24 protein-coding genes are annotated in these 25294 nt (G+C 52.7%); 10 read left to right on the top strand and 14 right to left on the bottom strand.

Translation table 11 applies throughout. From position 1 onward, the window contains the following. Positions 1-45: 45 nt before the first annotated feature. The gene (gene ppiA / locus RYZ59_RS05965; RefSeq protein WP_318045267.1) at positions 46-618 is read right to left on the bottom strand and encodes a peptidylprolyl isomerase A; all 573 of its coding nucleotides are present in this window, start codon (positions 616-618) and stop codon (positions 46-48) included. Between the two features lie 264 nt (positions 619-882). Here ppiA and tsgA point away from each other — a divergent pair, with 264 nt between their 5' ends. From tsgA to RYZ59_RS05935, 6 genes are all read left to right on the top strand, one after another. Continuing rightward, positions 883-2064: an MFS transporter TsgA gene (tsgA, locus tag RYZ59_RS05960; RefSeq protein WP_318045270.1), complete on the top strand. Its 1182-nt coding sequence runs from the start codon at positions 883-885 to the stop codon at positions 2062-2064. 305 nt (positions 2065-2369) lie between these two features. After that, positions 2370-4913: an NADPH-nitrite reductase large subunit gene (nirB, locus tag RYZ59_RS05955; RefSeq protein ID WP_202037573.1), complete on the top strand. Its 2544-nt coding sequence runs from the start codon at positions 2370-2372 to the stop codon at positions 4911-4913. Continuing rightward, positions 4910-5236, top strand: a complete 327-nt coding sequence (nirD, locus tag RYZ59_RS05950; RefSeq protein ID WP_045448391.1) for a nitrite reductase small subunit NirD — start codon at positions 4910-4912, stop codon at positions 5234-5236. Before nirB ends, nirD begins: the two co-directional genes overlap by 4 nt. Positions 5237-5435: 199 nt before the next feature. After that, positions 5436-6239, top strand: a complete 804-nt coding sequence (gene nirC / locus RYZ59_RS05945) for a nitrite transporter NirC (protein WP_271455115.1) — start codon at positions 5436-5438, stop codon at positions 6237-6239. A gap of 26 nt (positions 6240-6265) precedes the next feature. Further along, the gene (cysG, locus tag RYZ59_RS05940) at positions 6266-7639 is read left to right on the top strand and encodes a siroheme synthase CysG (RefSeq protein ID WP_318045280.1); all 1374 of its coding nucleotides are present in this window, start codon (positions 6266-6268) and stop codon (positions 7637-7639) included. A gap of 264 nt (positions 7640-7903) precedes the next feature. Next, positions 7904-8071: a YhfL family protein gene (locus RYZ59_RS05935; protein WP_202037570.1), complete on the top strand. Its 168-nt coding sequence runs from the start codon at positions 7904-7906 to the stop codon at positions 8069-8071. Between the two features lie 70 nt (positions 8072-8141). Here RYZ59_RS05935 and trpS read toward each other — a convergent pair whose 3' ends face one another. The 12 genes from trpS to RYZ59_RS05875 all read right to left on the bottom strand — a co-directional run bounded on the left by trpS (position 8142) and on the right by RYZ59_RS05875 (position 18325). Next, positions 8142-9146 (bottom strand): tryptophan--tRNA ligase, encoded by a 1005-nt coding sequence (trpS, locus tag RYZ59_RS05930; protein ID WP_148361397.1) that lies wholly within the window; start codon positions 9144-9146, stop codon positions 8142-8144. Beyond that, complete coding sequence (gph, locus tag RYZ59_RS05925; RefSeq protein ID WP_318045288.1) at positions 9139-9897, bottom strand: phosphoglycolate phosphatase; 759 nt, start codon at positions 9895-9897, stop codon at positions 9139-9141. The genes trpS and gph overlap by 8 nt, the downstream gene beginning before the upstream one ends. After that, positions 9890-10567, bottom strand: coding sequence for a ribulose-phosphate 3-epimerase (gene rpe, locus RYZ59_RS05920; protein ID WP_040231743.1), 678 nt, complete (start codon positions 10565-10567; stop codon positions 9890-9892). Before rpe ends, gph begins: the two co-directional genes overlap by 8 nt. A 17-nt stretch (positions 10568-10584) precedes the next feature. Beyond that, positions 10585-11421: an adenine-specific DNA-methyltransferase gene (dam, locus tag RYZ59_RS05915; protein WP_137361508.1), complete on the bottom strand. Its 837-nt coding sequence runs from the start codon at positions 11419-11421 to the stop codon at positions 10585-10587. A 117-nt stretch (positions 11422-11538) separates the two neighbouring features. After that, positions 11539-12843 carry a cell division protein DamX gene (gene damX / locus RYZ59_RS05910; protein ID WP_202037568.1) on the bottom strand — a complete coding sequence of 435 codons (1305 nt, stop codon included), beginning with the start codon at positions 12841-12843 and terminating at the stop codon, positions 11539-11541. Positions 12844-12939: 96 nt separating this feature from the next. Beyond that, complete coding sequence (gene aroB, locus RYZ59_RS05905; RefSeq protein WP_318045294.1) at positions 12940-14028, bottom strand: 3-dehydroquinate synthase; 1089 nt, start codon at positions 14026-14028, stop codon at positions 12940-12942. A gap of 57 nt (positions 14029-14085) precedes the next feature. Continuing rightward, positions 14086-14607, bottom strand: coding sequence for a shikimate kinase AroK (gene aroK, locus RYZ59_RS05900; RefSeq protein ID WP_003023552.1), 522 nt, complete (start codon positions 14605-14607; stop codon positions 14086-14088). A 404-nt stretch (positions 14608-15011) separates the two neighbouring features. Beyond that, positions 15012-16250 (bottom strand): DNA uptake porin HofQ, encoded by a 1239-nt coding sequence (gene hofQ, locus RYZ59_RS05895; RefSeq protein WP_318045296.1) that lies wholly within the window; start codon positions 16248-16250, stop codon positions 15012-15014. After that, positions 16162-16566: a HofP DNA utilization family protein gene (locus RYZ59_RS05890; RefSeq protein ID WP_318045298.1), complete on the bottom strand. Its 405-nt coding sequence runs from the start codon at positions 16564-16566 to the stop codon at positions 16162-16164. The genes hofQ and RYZ59_RS05890 overlap by 89 nt, the downstream gene beginning before the upstream one ends. Beyond that, a complete protein-coding gene (locus RYZ59_RS05885) occupies positions 16556-17023 on the bottom strand; it encodes a hypothetical protein (RefSeq protein ID WP_318045300.1) in 468 nt (155 codons plus the stop codon). The genes RYZ59_RS05890 and RYZ59_RS05885 overlap by 11 nt, the downstream gene beginning before the upstream one ends. After that, positions 17007-17546, bottom strand: a complete 540-nt coding sequence (locus RYZ59_RS05880) for a PilN domain-containing protein (protein ID WP_318045303.1) — start codon at positions 17544-17546, stop codon at positions 17007-17009. The genes RYZ59_RS05885 and RYZ59_RS05880 overlap by 17 nt, the downstream gene beginning before the upstream one ends. Further along, the gene (locus tag RYZ59_RS05875; protein WP_318045306.1) at positions 17546-18325 is read right to left on the bottom strand and encodes a DNA utilization protein HofM; all 780 of its coding nucleotides are present in this window, start codon (positions 18323-18325) and stop codon (positions 17546-17548) included. The genes RYZ59_RS05880 and RYZ59_RS05875 overlap by 1 nt, the downstream gene beginning before the upstream one ends. A gap of 120 nt (positions 18326-18445) precedes the next feature. Between RYZ59_RS05875 and mrcA the strand changes: the two genes are divergently transcribed. Next, the gene (gene mrcA / locus RYZ59_RS05870; protein WP_202037561.1) at positions 18446-20998 is read left to right on the top strand and encodes a peptidoglycan glycosyltransferase/peptidoglycan DD-transpeptidase MrcA; all 2553 of its coding nucleotides are present in this window, start codon (positions 18446-18448) and stop codon (positions 20996-20998) included. A 112-nt stretch (positions 20999-21110) separates the two neighbouring features. On the opposite strand, the gene nudE is transcribed toward mrcA, so the two are convergent. Next, positions 21111-21671 (bottom strand): ADP compounds hydrolase NudE, encoded by a 561-nt coding sequence (gene nudE, locus RYZ59_RS05865; RefSeq protein ID WP_115602375.1) that lies wholly within the window; start codon positions 21669-21671, stop codon positions 21111-21113. 322 nt (positions 21672-21993) lie between these two features. On the opposite strand from nudE, the gene igaA reads away from it, so the two are divergent. From igaA to hslR, 3 genes are all read left to right on the top strand, one after another. Next, positions 21994-24129, top strand: a complete 2136-nt coding sequence (gene igaA / locus RYZ59_RS05860; protein ID WP_318045311.1) for an intracellular growth attenuator protein IgaA — start codon at positions 21994-21996, stop codon at positions 24127-24129. Between the two features lie 62 nt (positions 24130-24191). Further along, entirely contained in the window at positions 24192-24860 is a 669-nt protein-coding gene (yrfG, locus tag RYZ59_RS05855; RefSeq protein WP_048213552.1) for a GMP/IMP nucleotidase, read from the top strand. Positions 24861-24870: 10 nt separating this feature from the next. After that, on the top strand, positions 24871-25272 hold the full coding sequence (gene hslR / locus RYZ59_RS05850) for a ribosome-associated heat shock protein Hsp15 (protein ID WP_048213553.1): 402 nt from the start codon (positions 24871-24873) through the stop codon (positions 25270-25272). Positions 25273-25294: the final 22 nt, after the last annotated feature.

Genomic DNA, 25294 nt, shown 5'->3' with positions numbered 1-25294 from the left:
AGAAGGGGGGAGAACGCGGGCAGGAACTACCCGCGCAAAACAGGCTTACGGCAGGACTTTAGCGGAAAGGATAACAATCGGTTTTGATGGAACATTCTGGTAAGGACCGACATCGTGGGTCTGTACCTGCGCAATCTTGTCCGCAACATCCATACCTTTCACAACTTTACCGAACACGGCGTAGCCAAAGTCGCGTTGGCCGTGATCGAGGAAAGCGTTGTCTGCAATATTGATAAAGAACTGGCTGGTCGCGCTGTCTTTATCCGCTGTACGCGCCATAGCAATCGTGCCGCGGGTGTTACGCAGTCCGTTATCGGCTTCATTCTTGATTGGCGGGTTAGGTTTCTTCTGCTGCATCTGCTCGGTAAAACCGCCGCCCTGCACCATGAAGCCTGGGATCACACGGTGGAACGTGGTGTTGTTATAGAAACCACTGTTGACATAATCGACAAAGTTTTGCACTGAAATCGGGGCTTTCTGACTGTTCAGCTCCAGCTCAATGTTACCGGCAGAGGTTGTCAGCAGGACATGCGGGTCACCTTTTGCTGCCAGTGCTGCGGGAGAGAGAGCAGAAAGAGCGAGAACAGCTGCAACAGCCGCCAGAGTCGATTTGAGCATGAGAATTCCTTAACAAGAGCAGAAATGAAGCAAGTGGATTGATTCTAAAGAGCCTTCATGAACAAGGCCATCCCTTTACCTAATTTTACGTACTTGAAACAAATGTAACCTCATAGCCGTAAATATCTATGTGATCACGATCACATACAAAAATGTAACGGACTCAGTAATTACCAAAAAATATTTAAATACATCACTAAAACGCCTAAAATCTGCCCGCTCACGGCGCCGTTAATGCGCCTTACACTTCTATACAGGCCAGTCATGACTAACAGCAATCGCATCAAGCTCACATGGATTAGCTTTCTCTCCTACGCCCTGACAGGTGCGTTGGTAATTGTCACCGGGATGGTGATGGGAAACATCGCAGATTACTTCCATTTGCCCGTTTCCAGCATGAGTAACACCTTCACCTTCCTGAACGCAGGTATCCTGATCTCTATTTTTCTGAATGCCTGGCTGATGGAAATCGTGCCACTGAAAACCCAGTTGCGCTTCGGCTTTATCCTGATGGTACTGGCCGTTGCCGGACTGATGTTCAGCCATAGTCTGGCCTTGTTCTCAGCCGCCATGTTTGTATTGGGTCTGGTAAGCGGTATTACCATGTCGATTGGTACGTTCCTGGTGACTCAGATGTATGAAGGTCGCCAGCGTGGCTCCCGCCTGCTGTTTACCGACTCCTTCTTCAGCATGGCGGGCATGATTTTCCCCATGGTTGCGGCCTTCCTGCTCGCGCGCAGCATCGAATGGTATTGGGTCTATGCTTGTATCGGCCTGGTGTATGTCGCCATTTTCCTGCTGACCTTCGGCTGCGAATTCCCGGCGCTGGGCAAACATGCGCAGCAGCCAGATGCGCCGGTCGTTAAAGAAAAATGGGGCATTGGCGTACTGTTCCTGGCGATTGCGGCACTGTGTTACATCCTCGGTCAGCTTGGTTTTATCTCCTGGGTTCCGGAATACGCCAAGAGCCTGGGCATGAGCCTGAACGATGCCGGTAAACTGGTTAGCGACTTCTGGATGTCTTACATGGTCGGCATGTGGGCGTTTAGCTTTATTCTGCGTTTCTTCGATTTGCAGCGTATTCTGACCGTACTGGCGGGACTGGCCACCGTGCTGATGTATCTGTTCATCACCGGTACGCCAGAGCATATGCCGTGGTTCATTCTGACGCTGGGCTTCTTCTCCAGCGCGATTTATACCACCATTATTACCCTTGGTTCTCAGCAGACCAAAGTTGCCTCACCTAAACTGGTTAACTTTGTGCTGACCTGCGGCACCATTGGTACCATGCTCACCTTCGTCGTCACCGGTCCTATCGTAGCGCACAGTGGTCCATTAGCCGCATTACAGACTGCGAACGGACTGTATGCCGTGGTGTTCGTGATGTGCTTTATCCTTGGGTTCGTCACGCGTCATCGCCTGCATAACGCGCCAGCAACGCATTAATCTCAGTGCCGGGGGGCGCTTCGCTTGCCCGGCCTGCACACTGCCGGATGGTGTCTGCGCCATCCGGCCTATTCTCATACCCTCTTCTTCCACTGGCGATGTCGGCCAAAACAGACTAAACCCCCTTAATTTGTATGCTAATTGTACAAATATGAAAAGCCTGTCAATTCCGTCACTTATAAAAATGCTGACAAATCAGTTATATACCCCTTAAGGAGTATATAAGGCCGAATTTGATTTGTATCAATAAGCGCGGTTGCTGAATCGTTAAGGTAGGCAGTAATAGAAAAGAAATCGAGGCAAAAATGAGCAAAGTCAGACTCGCTATTATCGGTAATGGTATGGTCGGCCATCGCTTTATTGAGGATCTTCTTGATAAATCCGACGCTGCCAATTTTGATATTACCGTCTTCTGTGAAGAACCCCGCAAAGCGTACGACCGCGTACACCTGTCATCTTACTTCTCTCACCACACCGCTGAAGAGCTTTCTCTGGTGCGTGAAGGGTTCTACGAGAAGCACGGCGTTAAGGTGTTAGTGGGTGAACGTGCAATTACCATCAACCGCCAGGAGAAGGTAATCCACTCCAGCGCGGGTCGTACGGTCTATTACGACAAGCTGATCATGGCGACCGGTTCCTATCCGTGGATCCCACCGATTAAAGGTTCCGAAACCCAGGACTGCTTCGTTTACCGTACCATCGAAGATCTCAACGCCATTGAGGCTTGCGCCCGCCGTAGCAAACGCGGTGCCGTCGTCGGTGGCGGCCTGTTAGGTCTGGAAGCCGCCGGAGCGCTGAAAAGCCTCGGCGTGGAAACCCACGTAATTGAATTCGCCCCCATGCTGATGGCGGAACAGCTGGATCATATGGGTGGCGAGCAGTTACGTCGCAAAATTGAAAGCATGGGCGTGCGTGTGCACACCAGCAAGAACACCAAAGAGATTGTCCAGGAAGGCAGTGAAGCGCGCAAAACCATGCGTTTTGCCGACGGCAGCGAGCTGGAAGTTGATTTCATCGTCTTCTCCACCGGTATTCGCCCACGCGACAAACTGGCCACCCAGTGCGGTCTGGACGTCGCTCCGCGCGGCGGCATTGTCATTAACGACAGCTGCCAGACATCTGACCCGGATATCTATGCGATTGGCGAATGCGCCAGCTGGAACAACCGCGTATATGGTCTGGTCGCGCCGGGTTACAAAATGGCTCAGGTCGCCGTGGATCATATCCTCGAAACTGAAAACGCTTTCGAAGGTGCGGATCTGAGCGCCAAACTGAAGTTGCTCGGCGTAGATGTTGGCGGGATTGGCGACGCGCATGCGCGCACGCCGGGTGCCCGCAGCTATGTCTACCTCGATGAAAGCAAAGAAGTCTACAAACGTCTTATCGTTAGCGAAGATAACAAAACCCTGCTCGGCGCGGTTCTGGTCGGTGATACCAGCGATTACGGCAACCTGCTACAGCTGGTGCTGAACGCCATCGAACTGCCGGAAAACCCGGACTCGCTGATTCTGCCCGCGCACGCAGGCAGCGGTAAACCATCAATCGGCGTGGATAAACTCCCGGACAGCGCGCAGATTTGTTCCTGCTTCGACGTCACTAAAGGCATGCTGATTGCCGCTATCAACAAAGGCTGTCACACCGTTGCGGCGCTGAAAGCCGAAACCAAAGCCGGTACCGGCTGCGGCGGGTGTATCCCACTGGTGACGCAGGTCCTGAACGCCGAACTGGCGAAGCAGGGTATCGAAGTGAATAACAACCTGTGTGAACACTTCCCGTATTCACGTCAGGAACTGTTCCACCTGATCCGCGTAGAAGGCATTAAAACTTTCGAAGAGTTGCTGGCTAAACACGGGAAAGGTTACGGCTGCGAAGTGTGTAAACCGACCGTCGGCTCCCTGCTGGCCTCCTGCTGGAATGAGTACATCCTCAAACCACAGCACACGCCGCTGCAGGACACTAACGACAACTTCCTGGCGAACATCCAGAAAGACGGCACCTATTCCGTGATCCCGCGTTCTGCGGGTGGCGAAATTACCCCTGAAGGCCTGGTGGCCGTGGGCCGTATCGCGCGTGAATTTAACCTGTACACCAAAATTACCGGTTCTCAGCGTATCGGTCTGTTCGGCGCGCAGAAAGATGACCTGCCGGAAATCTGGCGTCAGCTGATTGAAGCCGGTTTTGAAACCGGTCACGCGTATGCCAAAGCGCTGCGTATGGCGAAAACCTGCGTAGGCAGCACCTGGTGCCGTTACGGCGTCGGCGATAGCGTTGGCTTCGGCGTCGAGCTGGAAAACCGCTACAAAGGCATTCGTACACCGCACAAGATGAAGTTTGGTGTTTCTGGCTGTACCCGCGAATGTGCGGAAGCCCAGGGTAAAGACGTCGGTATCATCGCCACCGAGAAAGGCTGGAACCTGTACGTGTGTGGTAACGGCGGGATGAAACCTCGTCATGCAGACCTGCTGGCAGCCGATGTCGATCGTGAAACGCTGCTCAAGTACCTTGACCGCTTTATGATGTTCTACATCCGTACTGCGGACAAACTGACCCGTACTGCACCGTGGTTAGATAACCTGGAAGGCGGCATCGACTATCTGAAGTCCGTCATCATCGACGACAAACTGGGCCTGAACCAGCATCTGGAAGAAGAGATGGCCCGTCTGCGTGAAGCGGTAGTGTGTGAGTGGACAGAAACGGTCAACACGCCGTCCGCGCAGGTTCGTTTCAAACACTTTATCAACAGCGATAAACGCGATCCGAATGTTCAGGTGGTACCTGAGCGCGAACAACATCGTCCGGCGACGCCTTATGAGCGTATTCCGGTGACTCTGGTGGAGGAAAACGCATGAGCCAGTGGAAAAACATCTGCAAAATCGATGACATTCTGCCTGCGACAGGCGTCTGCGCCCTGTTAGGAACTGAGCAGGTTGCTATTTTCCGCCCGTATCACAGCGATCAGGTATTTGCGATCAGCAATATCGACCCATTCTTTGAGTCCAGCGTATTGTCGCGTGGGTTGATTGCTGAGCATCAGGGTGAGCTGTGGGTCGCCAGTCCGCTGAAAAAACAGCGTTTTCGCTTAAGCGACGGTCTGTGTATGGAAGACGAACAGTTTTCCGTGAAGCATTACGAAGCCCGAGTGAAAGACGGCATGGTGCAACTGCGCGGTTAATAAATTTTTGGGAGGCGCAACGCCTCCCCTTTTTTGTATTTTTTTTCATTTTCATTGTTATCACAAAATCATTTGTACTGCATCGCGGCGGCAACTGAGCAAATCCCCAGGAGCATAGTTCACTATGTGACTGGGGTGAGCGAGGGCAGCCAACAAAGAGGCAGGGCAAAGGATGAAGTGAGAAAAGGATAATCAACACATGTTCACAGACACTATCAATAAGTGTGCGGCTAACGCTGCGCGCATCGCACGCCTGTCGGCAAATAATCCGCTCGGATTCTGGGTCAGCTCAGCAATGGCAGGGGCCTACGTTGGGCTCGGCATCATTCTTATTTTCACTCTCGGTAATTTACTCGATCCGTCCGTACGCCCTCTGGTAATGGGTGCAACCTTTGGTATTGCCTTAACGCTGGTGATTATCGCCGGTTCTGAACTGTTCACCGGTCACACCATGTTCCTGACGCTCGGGGTTAAAGCGGGCACCATCAGCCACGGTCAAATGTGGGCGATTCTGCCGCAAACCTGGCTTGGCAACCTCGTGGGCTCTGTGTTTGTCGCTCTGCTGTATAGCTGGGGCGGTGGCAGTCTGCTGCCGGTCGACACCAGCATCGTACATACGGTCGCGCTGGCGAAAACCACCGCACCTGCAACAGTACTGTTCTTTAAAGGCGCATTGTGTAACTGGTTGGTTTGCCTGGCAATCTGGATGGCAATCCGCACCGAAGGCGCGGCGAAGTTCCTTGCCATCTGGTGGTGTCTGCTGGCGTTTATCGCGTCCGGCTATGAACACTCCGTGGCCAATATGACGCTGTTTGCCCTTTCCTGGTTCGGCCATCACAGCGAGGCCTATACCCTGTCCGGAATTGGTCATAACCTTCTGTGGGTGACACTCGGTAATACTTTGTCCGGTGTCGTATTCATGGGATTAGGTTATTGGTATGCTACGCCAAAATCGGAGCGTCCTGTTCCGGCAAAAATCAACCAAGCTGAGAATCTGGCATAACAGCCAAATAATTAAGGGGTAATGTCGTGGATCATTTGCCTATATTTTGTCAACTACGTGACCGCGACTGCTTGATCGTCGGCGGTGGTGATGTCGCAGAACGCAAAGCGCGGTTACTGCTGGAAGCGGGCGCCCGTTTAACGGTCAATGCGCTGGCGTTTATTCCGCAGTTCAAAGTATGGGCAGATGAAAATATGCTGACGCTGGTTGAGGGGCCGTTCGATGAGTCCCTGCTCGACACCTGCTGGCTGGCTATTGCCGCTACTGATGACGATGCCGTTAACCAAAGCGTCAGCACCGCCGCAGAATCACGTCGTATCTTCTGCAACGTGGTCGATGCGCCAAAAGCGGCCAGTTTTATCATGCCCTCCATTATCGACCGCTCTCCGCTGATGGTGGCGGTCTCCTCAGGCGGTACATCCCCTGTTCTTGCCCGCCTGCTGCGTGAAAGACTCGAATCCGTGCTGCCGCAGCATCTGGGCCAGGTCGCACAATATGCCGGGCAACTGCGCTCCCGCGTGAAAAAACAGTTCGCCAGCATGGGTGAACGTCGCCGCTTCTGGGAAAAATTATTCGTGAATGACCGCCTGGCGCAGTCGCTGGCGAACAATGACCTGAAAGCCGTCGAGGAAACCACCGAGCACATGCTCAGCGAACCGCTGGATCATCGCGGTGAAGTGGTACTGGTTGGTGCCGGTCCAGGCGATGCCGGACTGCTGACGCTGAAAGGGTTACAGCAGATCCAGCAAGCTGATGTTGTGGTGTATGACCGTCTGGTTTCCGACGATATCATGAACCTCGTGCGTCGCGACGCAGATCGTGTGTTCGTCGGTAAACGTGCGGGTTATCACTGCGTACCGCAGGAAGAGATCAACCAGATCCTGCTGCGTGAAGCGCAACAAGGTAAACGCGTAGTACGACTGAAAGGCGGTGATCCGTTCATCTTTGGCCGCGGGGGCGAAGAGCTGGAAACCCTGTGCCATGCGGGTATTCCATTCTCTGTCGTGCCAGGCATTACCGCGGCTTCTGGCTGTTCTGCTTATTCCGGTATCCCACTGACCCATCGCGATTATGCGCAGAGCGTACGCCTGGTCACTGGGCACCTGAAAACAGGCGGTGAGCTGGACTGGGAGAACCTGGCGGCAGAGAAACAAACGTTGGTGTTCTACATGGGACTGAATCAGGCGGCAACGATTCAGGAAAAACTCATCGAGTTTGGTATGCAAGCTGATATGCCGGTTGCCCTGGTCGAGAATGGTACTGCCGTAACACAGCGCGTCGTCAGCGGTGTGCTGACACAGCTCGGTGAACTGGCAAAACAGGTTGAAAGCCCGGCGCTGATTATCGTGGGTCGTGTTGTGGCATTACGCGATAAGCTGAACTGGTTCTCTAACCATTGATTCACAACATACTCCGCGAAATAACCAACCGTATACCGTTCTGAAATCGTTCCGCTAATTAACGCAAACGGCAGTCCTGGAATCTCTTTCCTGACTGCCGTTTTTATTTCCCACCTGTTTTTTTAAAAGCATATGCCCTTGCCTTTGGGTAGTCCTTATCTGGACTACCTCCCTGCTCCATTACTTGATACTTTCACCGGCGGGAAATGGATTTTTTCCATTTTTTTCATATATATAAATAGTTGTATCTACAAGGATTTCGTTATGTTTAAGATTGCAAAAATTACCGCTGTGGCAGGAATTCTGGCGACGCTGACCGCTTGTACGGGTCATATTGAAAACCGTAATAAAACCTGCTCGTACGATTACCTGCTGCACCCGGCAATCTCGATTTCTAAAATGATTGGCGGTTGCGGCCCAGCGGCTGAATAATCAATAAATCTCTTTGCGCAGATACAAAAAAACCGGGAAATTCCCGGTTTTTTCAGCAACGCAGAAAGTATTACGGCTTGGCAACAAAGCCAATCGCTTCGTAAACGGCTTTCAGCGTAACAGAGGCACGCGCGCTGGCTTTTTCCGCACCGTCTTTCATCACTTTCTGTAGGAAAGCTTCATCGTTACGGAAACGGTGATAGCGCTCCTGAAGCTCGGTCAGCATGCCGGAAACGGCCTCTGCGACTTCACCTTTCAGATGACCATACATTTTGCCTTCAAAGTGCTGCTCCAGCTCCGGAATGCTTTTACCGGTGACCGCAGAGAGGATATCCAGCAGGTTGGAAACACCCGCTTTGTTCTGCACGTCGTAGCGTACAACCGGCGGCTCTTCAGAGTCGGTCATTGCACGTTTGATTTTCTTAACCACAGATTTCGGATCTTCCAGCAGGCCGATCACGTTGTTGCGGTTGTCATCCGACTTGGACATTTTCTTCGTCGGCTCCAGCAACGACATCACGCGCGCGCCGGATTTCGGAATGAACGGCTCAGGCACTTTGAAGATGTCGCCATACAGGGCGTTGAAGCGCTGGGCGATATCGCGGCTCAGTTCCAGATGCTGTTTCTGATCTTCACCAACCGGTACCTGGTTGGTCTGATACAACAGAATATCCGCCGCCATCAGCACCGGGTAATCAAACAACCCAGCGTTGATGTTCTCTGCATAACGTGCGGATTTGTCTTTGAACTGGGTCATACGGCTCAGTTCACCGAAATAAGTGTAGCAGTTCAGCGCCCAGCCTAACTGTGCATGTTCCGGCACGTGCGACTGGACGAAGATGGTGCTTTTTTCAGGATCGATACCACACGCCAGGTACAGCGCCAGCGTATCCAACGTGGCTTTACGCAGTTGCTGGGCATCCTGACGAACGGTGATAGCATGTTGGTCAACGATGCAATAAATGCAATGGTAGTCATCCTGCATGCTCACCCACTGACGCAGCGCACCCATATAGTTGCCAATGGTCAATTCACCTGAGGGCTGTGCGCCACTAAAAACGATGGGCTTAGTCATTTTTTGATTCCTGATTTTCGCTATGCGGAAGCCCGAGAGCGGGCAGTAGTTCATTAATACGGTCGTAAATAACGTCGGGCTGGCTCAGCGCGATCGACTCACCGTAGTTGTAGCCATAGGTCAGGCCAACGGACGGACAGCCAGCAGCTTTTGCCGCCTGAATATCATTGCGTGAATCCCCTACGAAGAGCATTTGCTCAGGCTTGATGCCAAGCTTGCTTGCCACCAGCAGCAGCGGGTCCGGATGCGGTTTTTTGTTCTGTACGTCATCACCACCGATGACCACGCTAAAGTATTTGGCAATATCCAGCGCATCAAGTAACGGCGCGACAAACGGCGTCGGTTTGTTGGTCACCAGACCCAGCGGCAATCCGTTGGCATGCAGTGCGCCCAACGTGTCGGCGACATCAGGGAACAGGAACGTCCCCTCTTCGGCGACATCGCCGTAATATCTGTCGAACAGCTTGCGCAGAATTCGCACCTGTTCCTCGGCGGGAATATCATCATCAACGGGCGGTTTACCCATCGTTTTACGTAAGGTCGCACGCTCCTGACGAGACCAGGCAAGCGCACGCTCCATCAACACATCGGCACCGTTGCCAATCCAGGTGATAACGCGTTCTTCACCGGCAACCGGCAGTTCCAGCGCATACAGCGCCATATCCACCGCAGCGGCTAATCCCGGCGCGCTGTCGACCAGCGTGCCGTCGAGGTCAAATGCTACGCCTCGAATGTCCTGAAAGTTATCCATGACTTACCTTCGCCAGTTCATTGCGCATTTCATCAATGACTTTTTTGTAGTCTGGTTGGTCGAAAATAGCAGAGCCTGCGACAAACATATCCGCACCGGCAGCCGCAATTTCACCAATGTTGTTCACCTTGACGCCGCCATCCACTTCCAGACGAATGTCATAGCCAGACTCATCAATACGACGACGTACTTCGCGCAGCTTATCCAGCGTTTGCGGGATAAAGGACTGTCCACCAAAACCTGGGTTAACAGACATCAGCAGGATCACATCCAGCTTATCCATGACATAGTCCAGATAGCTCAGCGGAGTGGCCGGGTTGAACACCAGCCCCGCTTTACAGCCATGCTCTTTGATCAGCTGCAAAGTACGATCGACGTGTTCGGAGGCTTCCGGGTGAAAAGTAATGATGCTGGCACCGGCCGCTGCGAAGTCAGGGACAATACGATCGACCGGCTTCACCATCAGATGAACATCAATCGGAGCGGTGATACCATATTTACGCAGCGATTTCAGTACCATCGGGCCGATGGTCAGGTTTGGCACGTAGTGGTTGTCCATGACGTCGAAGTGAACGACATCAGCACCTGCGGTCAGCGCTTTCGCGGTGTCCTCACCCAGGCGGGCAAAATCAGCCGACAGAATTGAGGGGGCAATCAAATACTGTTTCATCCGCTTCTCCTTGAGAATTATTTTTTCGCAGGCGTTGCGACTCCTGGTTTGTACAGCGCCAGCAGTTCGTTCACCTTTTTACGTGTGCCGCCGTTGCTGCTTATACTGCGCCGCACTTTGACCTGAAAATGTTTCGCCGCTCGATACCATTCACGGGTATCCGGCGTGTCATGATTCGAAATTAACACCGGGATCTGCTTACTGACCAGCTTTTCTGCCATCTCGGCCAGGTGCGCCTGCTCTTTCGGGCTAAAGCTGTTGGTATGATACGCGGTGAAATTTGCCGTCGCCGAGAGCGGTGCATATGGCGGGTCACAGTAGACCACAGAGTTGGTATCCGCACGATCCATGCACTCTTCATAGGAGAGGCAATGGAACTCTGCATTTTGCGCTTTTTCGGCAAAATGGTACAACTCGGCTTCCGGGAAGTAGGGTTTTTTATAACGACCAAAGGGGACATTAAACTCACCGCGTAGGTTATAACGGCATAACCCGTTATAGCCAAAACGGTTGAGATATAAGAACAGCACTGCACGTCGGAACGGGTCCTGGCAGGCATTAAATTCTTCCCGGAACTGGTAGTACACCTCAGCCTGATTCGTTTCAGGCATAAACAGCTCACGTGAAGCCTGCACGTACTCATCGGTACGCGTCTTCACGATGTTATAGAGACTGATAAGGTCGCTGTTGATATCGGCAAGAATATAACGAGAAAAGTCGGTGTTGAGAAACACCGACCCGGCACCCACGAAGGGTTCAATCAGGCACTCACCCTGAGGTAAATGCCGTTTGATATCATCAAGCAGGGGGTATTTCCCCCCTGCCCATTTCAAAAAAGCGCGATTTTTTTTCATGCTGACTAACTAATTACACCTTCTCCGGCTGTGGAGAAAGCTCCGACAGCATCCTGCGCTTTAGTCTTTGTCCCGCAATTGGGCGAAACAGCAAACCATTGCAGAACATATCCTATCTTACTTCAAATCGGCCTGAACCTGGTGCAGCGGTTTTGCCCACGGGTTTTTCGCCTGAATGTCGGCGGGTAACGTAGACACTGCACGTTTCGCATCTTCTTTAGACGCATACACACCCGTCACCAGAACATACCACGGTTGACCGTTACGCGTCGTCTGGTACACCACGTAGTTCTTCAGGTTCTCTTTCTTCGCCCAACCATTCAGGTTGTCGTAGTTAGAGGAACTGCTGAGCTGCAGCGTGTAGTGACTGGATGGCGCTGATTTTAACGCACCAACGTTCCCTGCACTTTTCGCACCACCCGCAACCGGTGTTGCTGTCGTTGGTGCAGGTGTTGCAGTCTGCTGAGCTGGCGCGGTGCTTGCCGTTGCTTTTGGCTCAGTTGACGCTTTAGGTGTAGCGGTTACCACTGGCGCTTTCGTTGTTGTCGTCGGCGCGGTCGCAGTCACAGTCGGTTTCGCCTGAGCGACAGGTTTCGGCTCTGCCGGCGTCGCTTTTACCGTGGTCTGCGGCTTGCTCTTCGGCTCAATAACAGCCTGTTTGCGTTCCTGATGTGCAGCTGCGGTACGTTCTGCTGGCTCAGTCTTCGCCGTCTGACGCCCTGCATTGCCATTGCGAACGGGTGCTACGGTAGCAGGTTCAGTTGGCAGCGTAGAGTTGACGACGACGTTGTTAACCTGTGCCTGACCTTGCGGCTGCGTCAGCGCATTGTTCAGATCGCCCTGAACTTCAACGCGCTGCTGACCTTCTGCTGTGGCAGGCGCCTGGCCTTGAGTCGGGGTAGAGGAAATCGGCGGCAGAGAAACATCCTGCTGCGTATTGCCAGCGGTCTGCTCAGCACCCGTCGCAGGCATTGTGGTGTTCGCCTGATCCGTCGCATTGCTGCCAGAAAGATCGATGCTCTTCTCACCAGACGCAGCCTGCTCGCTGGAAGAGGAAGATGAGGGGGCCTTCAGTGCGGAACCGATACCGACAATCAGCAGCAGCAGTACCAGAACACCCACACCCATCATAATGTACTGACGGGAGGCTGGTTTACTGACCGCTTTTTTACGCTTGCGTGGGCGACGTTCTACACGTTCTTCATCCACAACATCGTCATCAGATTCATAGTCTTCTTCAATGTCCTGCTCTTCATCACGCTCTTTACGTGCGCGCGCAGGACGGCGATCGTCGGCATCCAGATCAACATCATCAAAATTGATTTGCGGCTCATTATCGCGTTCAGACGATTGACGAGAACGACCAGTACGACGATCGCTGGGATCGGGTTTCAGCTCGTCTTCTGGTTTGAATTCATCCATTTAACACCCCACTCAAAGGTTAATGCTTACGACTTTGCACATAACCTGAAGCTAAAAGACTTACGCTTTACAACGCAAGCCTGACCTTTCTTGTTGTTACGCCTGCTGGCAATCAGCAATCGCGTTAAGAACCACCTCGTGCGACACTCCGCCGCGGACTTCACTCTTCCCTATTGCCTGCGGAAGCACTAAACGAATCTCTCCCGCCAACACTTTTTTATCTCGCAGCATGTGCGGCAAATAAGCCTGTGTAGACATTTCACGCGGCCCATTTACCGGTAAACCTGCGCGCTGCAACAGCGTAATAATGCGCTGCGTTTCAGCGGAGGTAAACTGGCCCAAACGTTCTGACGTGCGGGCAGCCATTACCATACCTGCTGCGACAGCTTCACCATGTAACCAATTGCCATAACCCATTTCAGCTTCGATAGCATGGCCAAACGTGTGTCCCAGATTCAGTAAAGCACGTAAGCCCATTTCGCGCTCGTCCGCTGCGACGACTTCTGCTTTCAGCTCACAACAACGGCGAATACAGTACGCCATTGCCAGACCATCCAGACGTAATAATGCGTCCAGATTTTCTTCCAGCCAGCTGAAAAATTCACCGTCAAGGATGATGCCGTATTTGATAACCTCCGCCAGGCCCGATGCCAATTCACGCGCAGGAAGCGTTTTCAGACAGTCGAGATCCACCACCACGGAAGCCGGTTGGTAAAACGCGCCAATCATGTTTTTACCGAGGGGATGGTTTACAGCGGTTTTACCGCCGACGGAGGAGTCAACCTGCGACAACAGCGTTGTCGGGACTTGAATAAAACGAACACCACGCTGATAGCTGGCTGCTGCAAAACCGGTAAGATCGCCAATCACGCCGCCGCCAAGTGCGACCAGCGTGGTATCGCGACCATGCGGTTTTTGCAGTAACGCAGTGAAGACCGTATCCAGCACCGTCAGGCTTTTATACTGCTCGCCATCGGGAAGGATTACGCTATCAACGTTAACACCCGTCTGTTCAAGTACGCCGCGAACCTTATCGAGATAAAGGGGAGCCAGGGTTTCGTTGGTCACCAACATAACCTGATCGCCCGATTTCAGCGGTAAGAATGAAGCTGGCTCATTAAACAAACCAGCCGCGATGGTGATAGGGTAACTACGTTCCCCGAGAGTGACTGTAATCCTCTCCATTACGCGACATCCACCTTAGTTACTTGTACCCGCAGACGAGTGTGTATTCAGCCAGAATTAGTTGCTTTCCAACATATGAATAATCTGGTTTGCTACGACTTTCGCGCTCTGATCGTCGGTGCGAATGGTCACGTCGGCAATCTCTTCATACAGAGGATTGCGTTCGTCAGCCAATGCTTCCAGAACTTCACGCGGCGGCGATTCTACCTGCAGCAGCGGGCGTTTCTTGTCACGTTGAGTACGTGCAAGTTGTTTTTCAATTGTCGTTTCAAGATAGACCACGACGCCACGCGCGGAAAGACGGTTACGTGTTTCACGTGATTTTACAGAGCCACCGCCAGTTGCCAGCACAATACCCTGTTTTTCCGTCAACTCGTTGATGACTTTTTCTTCGCGATCACGGAAGCCGTCTTCACCTTCTACATCGAAGACCCAGCCCACATCAGCTCCGGTTCGTTTCTCAATCTCTTGATCAGAATCGTAAAATTCCATATTGAGTTGTTGAGCTAACTGGCGCCCAATAGTGCTTTTTCCGGCACCCATAGGCCCAACCAGAAAGATATTGCGTTTCTCTGCCATTTTTTCGGTACTACTAAGACTATTCGTTAATGGTAAACCCGCTTCGCAGACACCCAGCGCAGCAGGACATGAACTGAAACCTCATAAGATATTGCGAGAGTCAGACTGAAAATTATCTCAATACTCAAGCGGGTTTGGCAACTGAATAAATCACCAAACCTTACGCATTTCTGGTCGTGGCAGGCATGCTACCCTGCAAACATCTGACCTGACGACGTGTCGTGTAGCCAAATGACGCCAAATAAGCCTATGACACACCACCGGAAAGGCGAAGCGTATTCACTGCTGCATAAGTAAAGAAAAGTCCCGACACTCAAATCGGTACTCCTTGTATGCTAAATACACCCGCACGTCAAATCCCTGAAACGTGTTCAGCGCAAAAACAACGGGTTTTCATGCATAAGTTATTGTGTTGGGACCAGTCTGGGCGTGATAAAAACCACTAACTCACGCCGCTCATCTTCTTTACCATCATGACGAAAAAAATGGCCGAGCAACGGAATGTCGCCGAGTAACGGCACACTGTCAGCTGCTGATTTATTTTTATGTGAAAAAATCCCGCCCAACGCGATCGTTTCACCGCTCTTAACCTCTACCAGGGTTTCAATTTCCTGCTTATCGATGGCCAGCACTTCGCCATCCGCTTGCTGTAGCACCTGTCCGGGAACATTCTGGCTAATATGCAGCTTCAGTCTGATCCGCCCTTTCTGCAGCACGGTCGGCGTTACCTCCATCCCCAGCACCGCTTCTTTAAATTCGACGGAAGTCGCGCCGCTTTCACCGCTGGAGACCTGATACGGGATTTCACTGCCCTGCTTAATACTGGCAGGTTGCAGATGAGAAGCCAGTAATCGAGGACTGGCAATAATATCAAGCTGCTGTTTTTGCTCCAGTGCGGACAACTCAAGCTCCAGCAAACGACCATTAATGCGGCCAATATTAAATCCCACCCGCGATGTTGCAGTAGACACGGCAAGATCGCTGGCAAGCGTGGTGACATTCCCCACAGCCCCTGGCTGCTGCACATCTGCCAGCGACCACTTCACCCCCAGCTCACGCAAACTTTTTTCATTAATCGTGACGATATGCGCCGCCAACTCGACCTGTTCAACGGGCAAGTCCATTTGCGCCACCCACTGTTCCAGTATGTTTAGCGCAACAGGGTTGTCTCGCAGCAGTAGGCGGTTGGTTCGTTTATCGACCGTTATACTTCCTTTAGCACTCAGCAGTTTTTCACCGGCTTTTGCCAGCTCCGTAGCATCTGCGTATTGCAAAATTATACTGCGATGTTCCAGCGGCAAGCCGGCCTGAATCCGCGCTTGTTCACTCTCCTGACGGGCTGTATTTTCGTTTTGCCAGCGTACAGTATGCACATGCAGGATGTTTCCCTCCTGGCGTAACACCAGTCCGGCGCTTTTGACCACCGTCTGCAATGCCTGTTTCCACGGCACATCCGTCAGATGCAATGACAGCACGCCACTGACATCCGGTGACACCACCAGATTTTTCTTCTCCTGCACCGCCAGCGCCTGCAGCACCTGGACAACGGGAACATCATCCACCACCAGCGTCACGTTTTGTGCCTTCCCGGCCAGCACGCTGGGTATTACGGTCATCAGCACGATGACTATCCACCGCTTCATTCGCCTCTCCTTGTCGTTGCCACTGCCACCGTGATGGCTCGCAATCGTTCCCTGTATCGATAGTTACGCTTTGGGCTGTCACCTGAGATACCCTCCAGATGCTATTCAGTACATCTCGCTGCTCGACCCTCCGCCATTTGTGTTGACCATCCTGCATAAAACCAATTGAGCGTCCCCCCTGGATCACCGCCCCCTGATAACGCCATGCCGACAACTCAGTCATCCGGCAGTGATCCTCTGGCGGCTGAAAGGGATTGCGCATGCCGGTCAGCAGCAGCACGCTAAAACACGCGAACAGCCAGCGCTTAGTCATCATTCAGACGCTCCAGCTGTATCGTCAACAACACATCAGCATCTTCTGTACTAAGAGAAAACTGGCTCGTACTCATCCCCTGTTCCGCCAGTTGGGTAAACATCTGTGGGACCGTATCCCACGCAGTTTTCAGCGCCAGTTCGCCTCCCCGTACGGAGGGCTGCCAGTGGATCAGACGTGTAAGAGAGCTTTGATAGACCAATGGGGAAAAAGGAACCGGCCTCGCTTCAGTGGGAGAAAAGGGTTTCCCAACCGATGACGCCAACAGATACAGATTGCGCCATTGATCTTGAATCGCCACGCGTTGGCGGACTAATGCTGCCTGCTGCGCTTTCCGTTGCTGCTCTACAGGATAAAGGCACAACAGCGCAGCCGCGATCAGGACCAATATCCAGCCGCCCCAGCACAAAAGTCGAAACCGCGGCGTCTGCGCTAACCAGCCATCACAAAGCGTCTGCATGCATAACGCTCCGTATCAGACGATAGTGAAACTGCCAGCGTCCCTGCGCATCTTGTCGCGTTTCCCCTGAGCTTCCCAACTGAAACCCAGGGTGTTTACGTAATTGCGTCTCCAGTCGATGAAGCGCAGCAACGTTCAGCGTCAGCCCCGTCAGCTCCAGCGTATCCTGCTGCCAGGTCATTCCTGTTAACCACGCCTGTTCTGGCAGTAACGCGGCCATCCCTTGTAAAACAGACTGCCAGCTTCGCATCTGTTCACGCCGTTTTTCTCTTTGTTGCGCCTTCTGCCATTGTTGTTGACGCTGTTGCAGGCGCGGCTTGAGTGCTATCAGGGTTTCAGCCCGTATTTTTTCGGCATCAGCCAACAGTAATTCGACCCTATTATCTACGCGAGAAAGCGCGTAATAACCCAATGCGATGCCCACAATAACCAGTAAAGATCCACTCAATAACGCTCCCCACCATTGCAGACAGGCATACCGCCGCGACTGACGCCAGGGCAAAAGATTGATGGTCGCCGTCATCAGTACACACCTCCCATCGCCAGCCCAAGCGCAACAGCAAAGTTGTGGCTTTCCGTAGGAATCGGTGGCTGGCGGACGGACACCGCATTTAAGGGATCAAAGCCACCGGCGTCACATAGCGCAATATCCGCAGGGTAAAGAGATAATGCCGCGGCAAGCGCACCGATATCGTCAATTTCCCCCGTCGATTTACGTCCCCATGCCGTGCGGCTCGCCCAGAGCCATTGGGTATCGTCACGCCATGCCAGACATGATTGATGCTTGGGTAAATAAGGAATTAATCGCTGCAAGGCGCTGGCATCCGGCGTAATGGCCGTAACTTGTACCTTCAGGGGATGCATCAGCGTCAGGAGTGCCGATATTTCTTTGCTTTGTGCCGCCGTCACGTTGAACGCCGGGCTTAGCGTGTCTTCGCTATAATCAAACTGCAGCGCATCCTGCTCCATATCCAGTTCGCGAGCCATTGCCCCAGACAACCATGCCGTTTGCTCTGGTTCGCGCAGGGTCATTGCTGGACGGGGTAACTTTTTTTGTAACGTCCTGTTGGCAGGAAAAGAAAGGTGAATATGGTGCCTGTGCGGTAGCTCACGGCTCCACGGCAGGAGCACCGCAGTAAGCTGTTCCGGCTCACGAATGTGGCCATCGACGATAACCTGATGTGCCAGCGGCATACGCCACCAGCGTTGTAGCACCCAACCGGACGCGTCACGAACGATAGCGACAGCCAGCACGTCATGTAGCTGAATATGCAGACCAATTTTCCATATACGAAAAGCCATTGCTGATGATCTCCTTATCACCCGTTCCTTCAACGGGTATATCAATGCGTCTGGCTTGCCTTTATACTACCGCGCGTTTGTTTATAAACTGCCCAAATGCCACTAAATGGGAAATCTCCAGTGAAGTTCGTAAAGTATTTATTAATCCTTGCAGTATGTTGCATCCTGCTGGGAGCAGGCTCGATCTATGGCCTCTATCGCTATATCGAGCCACAATTACCTGACGTCGCGACGCTAAAAGATGTGCGTCTGCAGATCCCAATGCAGGTTTACAGTGCTGATGGCGAACTCATCGCGCAATATGGCGAGAAACGTCGAATTCCGGTTACGCTGGATCAAATGCCGCCGGTAATGGTTAAAGCCTTTATCGCTACAGAAGACAGCCGCTTCTATGAGCACCACGGGGTGGACCCGGTGGGGATCTTCCGTGCGGCCAGCGTCGCGTTGTTCTCCGGCCACGCCTCACAAGGGGCAAGTACCATTACCCAGCAGTTGGCGAGAAACTTCTTCCTGAGTCCGGAACGGACGCTGATGCGTAAGATTAAAGAAGTGTTCCTGGCTATCCGTATTGAGCAATTGCTGAGTAAAGACGAGATCCTCGAGCTTTATCTGAACAAGATCTATCTGGGGTATCGCGCCTATGGCGTGGGTGCTGCCGCGCAGGTCTATTTCGGCAAGACCGTTGATCAACTCAGCTTAAGTGAAATCGCAGTGATCGCCGGTCTGCCAAAAGCGCCGTCAACCTTCAACCCGCTCTATTCGATGGACCGGGCAACTGCGCGCCGTAACGTTGTACTGTCGCGTATGTTGAGCGAAAACTACATCACTCAGGCCCAATACGATCAGGCGCGTAGTGAAGCGATCGATGCCAACTATCACGCGCCGGAAATCGCTTTCTCAGCCCCTTATCTGTCTGAGATGGTGCGCCAGGAGATGTATAACCGTTATGGTGAAAAAGCCTATGAAGACGGGTATCGCATCACCACCACCATTACGCGTAAAGTCCAGCAGGCCGCCCAGCAGGCGGTACGTAACAACGTGATGGATTACGACATGCGCCACGGCTACCGCGGCCCATCTAACGTGTTGTGGAAAGTGGGTGAAAGCAGTTGGGACAGCAAAAAAATCACCGATACGCTGAAAGCGCTGCCGACTTATGGTCCGCTACTGCCGGCGGTTGTTACCAGCGCTAACCCACAGGAAGCGACCGCAGCGTTGGCGGATGGAACCTCGGTCTCATTACGTATGGAAGGCATGCGCTGGGCGCGTCCTTATCGTTCGGATACGCAGCAAGGCCCGACGCCGCGTAAAGTAACCGATGTGGTTCAGGCCGGTCAGCAAATATGGGTACGCCAGGTTGGCGACGCCTGGTGGCTGGCGCAAGTGCCGGACGTTAACTCCGCACTGGTTTCGATTAATCCGCAAAACGGCGCAGTGCTGGCACTGGTGGGTGGTTTTGATTTCAACCAGAGCAAATTTAACCGTGCGACCCAGGCATTACGCCAGGTAGGTTCGAACATCAAACCCTTCCTCTATACCGCCGCGATGGATAAAGGCCTGACGCTGGCAAGTATGCTGAATGACGTACCGATTTCCCGTTGGGATGCCGGTGCAGGTTCTGACTGGCAGCCGAAAAACTCACCGCCGCAATATGCTGGCCCTATCCGCTTACGTCAGGGTCTGGGTCAGTCGAAAAACGTGGTGATGGTTCGTGCCATGCGCGCAATGGGTGTGGATTATGCGGCAGAGTATCTGCAGCGTTTCGGCTTCCCGGCACAGAACATTGTGCATACTGAATCACTGGCGCTGGGTTCAGCCTCGTTCACTCCGCTGCAGGTTGCTCGCGGTTACGCGGTAATGGCAAACGGCGGATTCCTGGTCGACCCGTATTTCATCAGTAAGATTGAAAGCGATATGGGTGGCGTTATCTTTGAGGCGAAGCCAAAAATTGCCTGCCCGGAATGTGATATCCCGGTAATTTATGGCGATACGCAGAAGTCTAACGTGCTGGAAAACAGTAACGTTGAAGATGTTGCGGTATCTCAGGAACAACAAAACGCCGCCGTGCCAATGCCACAGCTGGAACAAGCTAACCAGGCGCTGGTCGCACAAAGCGGAACGCAAGAATACGCACCACACGTCATCAACACGCCGTTGGCCTTCCTGATCAAGAGCGCGTTGAACACCAATATCTTTGGTGAGCCAGGCTGGATGGGAACCGGCTGGCGTGCCGGACGTGATTTACAGCGCCATGACATCGGCGGGAAAACCGGGACAACCAACAGCTCGAAAGATGCATGGTTCTCCGGCTATGGCCCAGGGGTTGTGACCTCGGTATGGATCGGGTTTGATGATCATCGTCGCGATCTCGGACATACGACGGCATCCGGCGCGATCAAGGACCAAATCTCCGGCTACGAGGGCGGTGCGAAGAGTGCACAACCTGCGTGGGATGCCTACATGAAGAGTGTATTAGAAGGTGTCCCTGAGCAGCCGCTGACGCCACCACCGGGTATCGTTACCGTCAATATCGATCGTAGCACCGGCCAACTGGCGAACGGTGGTAACAGCCGTGCGGAGTATTTCATTGAAGGTACTCAGCCAACGCAACAGGCGGTACATGAGGTGGGGACAACCATTATCGATAATGGTGAGACGCACGAGTTGTTCTAATCTTTTGCCGGATGACGCTTCGCTTATCCGGCCTACATTTTCGGCGCAATCATTTGATATTGCTGGATGTTGTAGGTCGGATAAGGCGTCAGCCGACATTCGGCAACATAAACTACAATCGCCCTTGCCCTTTCAGCCATTCACGAACCAGGAACAGCGCGCTGACATTACGCGCTTCGTGGAAGTCAGGGTCTTCTAACAGATCCATCAAATGCGCCAGCGGCCAGCGCACCTGTGGCAATGGCTCGGGCTCATCACCTTCCAGCGACTCAGGATAAAGATCCTCTGCGACCACAATATTCATCTTGCTGGAGAAATAGGAAGGCGCCATGCTGAGTTTTTTCAAAAACGTCAGGTCCTTCGCACCGTAGCCCACTTCTTCTTTCAATTCCCGGTTAGCCGCTTCAAACACGCTTTCACCGGGATCGATTAACCCTTTGGAAAAACCAAGTTCGTAGGATTCGGTTCCGACCGCATATTCGCGAATGAGGATCAGGTGGTCATCCACAATCGGCACAATCATTACCGCTTCGCGCGTGGATGGGCGCATACGCTCATAAACACGACGTACGCCGTTGCTGAACTCAAGGTCCACGCTTTCGACTTTAAATAGCCGGGATTGTGCGACGGTTTCCACTTTCAAAATCGTGGGTTTTTGTAATGATTTGCTCATCATGAGGATCTTTGCTGTGAAATCTGGGGTTATTGTGCGATATACAGCACGGTTTCGGCAATGTGAATTGCCGTTTATTTACATTTATGTAACGTACTAAAAGTTAATCCCTATTTCAAATTAAAAGTCAATAGGTTGAAATAACTCCAGGAATTTGCTGATATTCCATTTTTGGTGATTTTGCTATTATTCGCATTTATTGGGCTGTACTTAAAGATGCTCAAGTTCAACTCCACACTTGCCGATAGCCAACCACAGAATCACGAATATTGAACAGGGTGCGACTGACCACGCCTGACAGACTAAGTAAGATGGGGAAAGCATGAGCACCATTCTGATTTTTTTAGCTGCTTTGCTGGCCTGCTCATTGCTTGCAGGGTGGCGATTCAGATCAAAATTCAGACAACAAAAATTACCGTTGAGCAACGTCTTCTCTGACGCCTCTAAGCGTAAACTAACACCCGAAGAACGTGGTGCGGTCGAAAACTATCTCGAAAACCTCAGTCAAATTCAGCAGGTGCCTGGCCCAACAGGTGCCAGTTCGGCACCGGTATCGTTAACCCTGAATGCCCAAAGTAATAGCGTCATCATACTGACGCATTCCATTACGCGCTATGGCATCACCACCGACGATCCGAACAAATGGCGCTACTATCTCGACTCCGTCGAAGTCCATTTGCCTCCCTTCTGGGAACAATACATCAATGATGAAAACAGCGTTGAGCTGATCCACACCAATACGCTGCCGCTGGTTATCTCGTTGAACGGTCACACGCTGAAAGAGTATATGCAGGAAGCGCGTGGCTATGCGCTACAGCATACCGCGTCTACCCAGGCGTCCATACGCGGTGAAGAAAGCGAGCAGATTGAACTGCTGAATATTCGCCAGGAAACGCATGAAGAATATGCGCTCAGCCGCCCGTCGGGATTGCGCGAAGCGTTACTGATTGCCGCATCATTCCTGCTGTTCTTTTTCTGTTTAATCATGCCAGACACGTTCGTACCGTGGACCGCCGGTGGCGCAGTATTGCTGCTGGCTGCGGGTCTGTGGGGCCTGTTTGCACCACCGTCTAAAACGGCTCTACGAGAAATCCACTGTCTGCGTGGCACTCCACGCCGCTGGGGGTTGTTTGGTGAAAACGATCAGGAGCAAATTAATAATATCTCCCTGGGTATTATTGACCTGATTTATCCACCACACTGGCAGCCTTACATTGCACAGGACCTTGGCCAGCAAACGGATATTGATATCTATCTGGATCGCCATGTTGTCCGCCAGGGGCGTTTTTTATCGTTGCATGACGAGGTGAAAAACTTCCCGTTGCAGCACTGGCTACGCAGCGCCGTCATTGCCAGCGGTTCGTTGCTGGTATTGCTAATGCTGCTGTTTTGGGTCCCGTTGGATATGCCGATTAAACTTACGCTTTCCTGGATGAAAGGGGCGCAAACTATTGAGGCCACCAGCGTTAAGCAACTGGAAAAGGCAGGCGTACGCGTGGGCGATACGCTGCATCTGAGTGGCACGGGGATGTGTAACATCCATACTCAGGGGAGCTGGAATGCACAACCTGCGACACCTTTTATGCCATTTGATTGTTCGCAGATTATCTGGAATGACGCGCGCGCCCTGCCGCTGCCCGAGTCCGACCTGGTCAATAAGGCAACCGCGCTGACCCAAAGTGTTAACCGCCAACTGCACCCCAAACCCGACGATGACTCTCGCGTCAGCTCATCGTTACGCTCAGCCATTCAGAAGTCCGGCATGGTGTTGCTGGATGATTTTGGCGATATTGTCCTGAAAACCGCCGATCTGTGTGCCGCCGAAGATGAATGCGTACGCCTGAAAAATGCCCTGGTTAACCTGGGTAACAGTAAAGACTGGAACGCTCTCGTTAAGCGAGCAAACGCCGGGAAACTGGATGGTGTAAATGTGCTGTTGCGCCCGGTAAGCGCCGAATCACTGGATAACCTGGTGAATACCTCTACGGCACCGTTCATTTCACGCGAGACCGCCCGGGCGGCTCAGGCACTGAATAGCCCTGCCCCCGGTGGTTTCCTGATTATCAGTGACGAAGGCAGCGACCTGGTTGATCAGCCCTGGCCGGCGACCTCGTTGTACGACTATCCGCCGCAAGAACAATGGAACGCCTTCCAGCGCCTTGCCCAGATGCTTATGCAAACGCCATTTCGCGCTGAAGGGATTGTCACCAACATCTCGACCGACGCCAACGGTACCCAGCACATTGGCCTGCACCGAATCCCGGATCGTTCTGGTTTATGGCGCTACCTTGGCACCACGCTGCTGATGCTCTCCATGTTGGGATGTGCTATCTACAACAGCGTTCAGGCATTCAGACGTTACCAGCGTCATCGTTCACGCATCACGGAAATTCAGGAATATTACGAGAGTTGCCTGAATCCAACGCTGATTGAGACCCCAGAAAGCCTGATTCGATAACACGCCCGCGCGACGGAATATGCTACCCTGTCGCGCATCTTGTTTTCCTCTGGGGAGTTTCCATGCACATAGATATTGCCTGGCAGGACGTCGACACCGTTCTGCTGGATATGGACGGTACGCTGCTCGATCTGGCATTCGATAACTATTTCTGGCAAAAACTGGTGCCGGAGACCTACGGCGCGCAACAGGGTATCTCTCCCCAGGAAGCCCAGGAATTTATTCGTCAGCAGTATCATGCCGTACAGCATACGCTAAACTGGTACTGCCTGGATTACTGGAGTGAACGCCTGGGTCTGGATATATGCGCCATGACAACCGCACAGGGACCGCGCGCCGTACTGCGTGAAGATACGGTACCGTTCCTTGATGCCCTGAAAGCCAGCGGCAAACGTCGTATTTTGCTCACCAATGCGCATCCGCATAACCTGGCGGTGAAGCTTCAGCATACCGGTCTGGCCTCACACCTTGATTTATTACTTTCCACCCACACATTTGGTTATCCCAAAGAGGATCAGCGGTTATGGCACGCTGTCGCTGAAGAAACGGGAATGAGTGCAGAGAAGACGTTGTTTATTGACGACAGCGAACCCATTCTCGACGCCGCTGCTCAATTCGGCATTCGTTACTGCCTCGGCGTAACCAATCCCGACTCCGGTACAGCGGAAAAACAGTATGCACGTCATCCGTCATTGAATGACTACCGCCGACTGATCCCCTCACTGATGTGAAGGAGACGCCATGAAAGAGAAGCCCCCTGTCGAAGTCAGGCTGGATAAATGGCTGTGGGCAGCACGCTTTTATAAAACGCGCGCAGTCGCCCGCGAAATGGTTGAAGGCGGTAAGGTGCATTACAACGGGCAGCGCAGCAAGCCGAGTAAGATTGTCGAGCTAAATGCCACCCTCACCCTGCGCCAGGGAAATGACGAACGGACGGTCATTATTAAAGCCATTAGCGAGCAGCGTCGCCCGGCAACTGAAGCCGTTATGCTGTATGAAGAAACCGCGGAAAGCGTGGAAAAACGCGAAAAAATGGCGCTGGCGCGTAAACTTAACGCGTTAACCATGCCGCACCCGGACAGGCGACCGGACAAAAAAGAGCGCCGCGACCTGTTACGATTTAAACACGGCGACAGCGAGTGACTGTCACCTGCAAGAGAGATGA

Source organism: Citrobacter sp. HN-141 (genome assembly GCF_033341895.1).
GTDB lineage: Bacteria > Pseudomonadota > Gammaproteobacteria > Enterobacterales > Enterobacteriaceae > Citrobacter.
The sequence above is the reverse complement of the archived record's forward strand: the minus strand, read 5'-3'. Positions and strand labels throughout refer to the sequence as shown.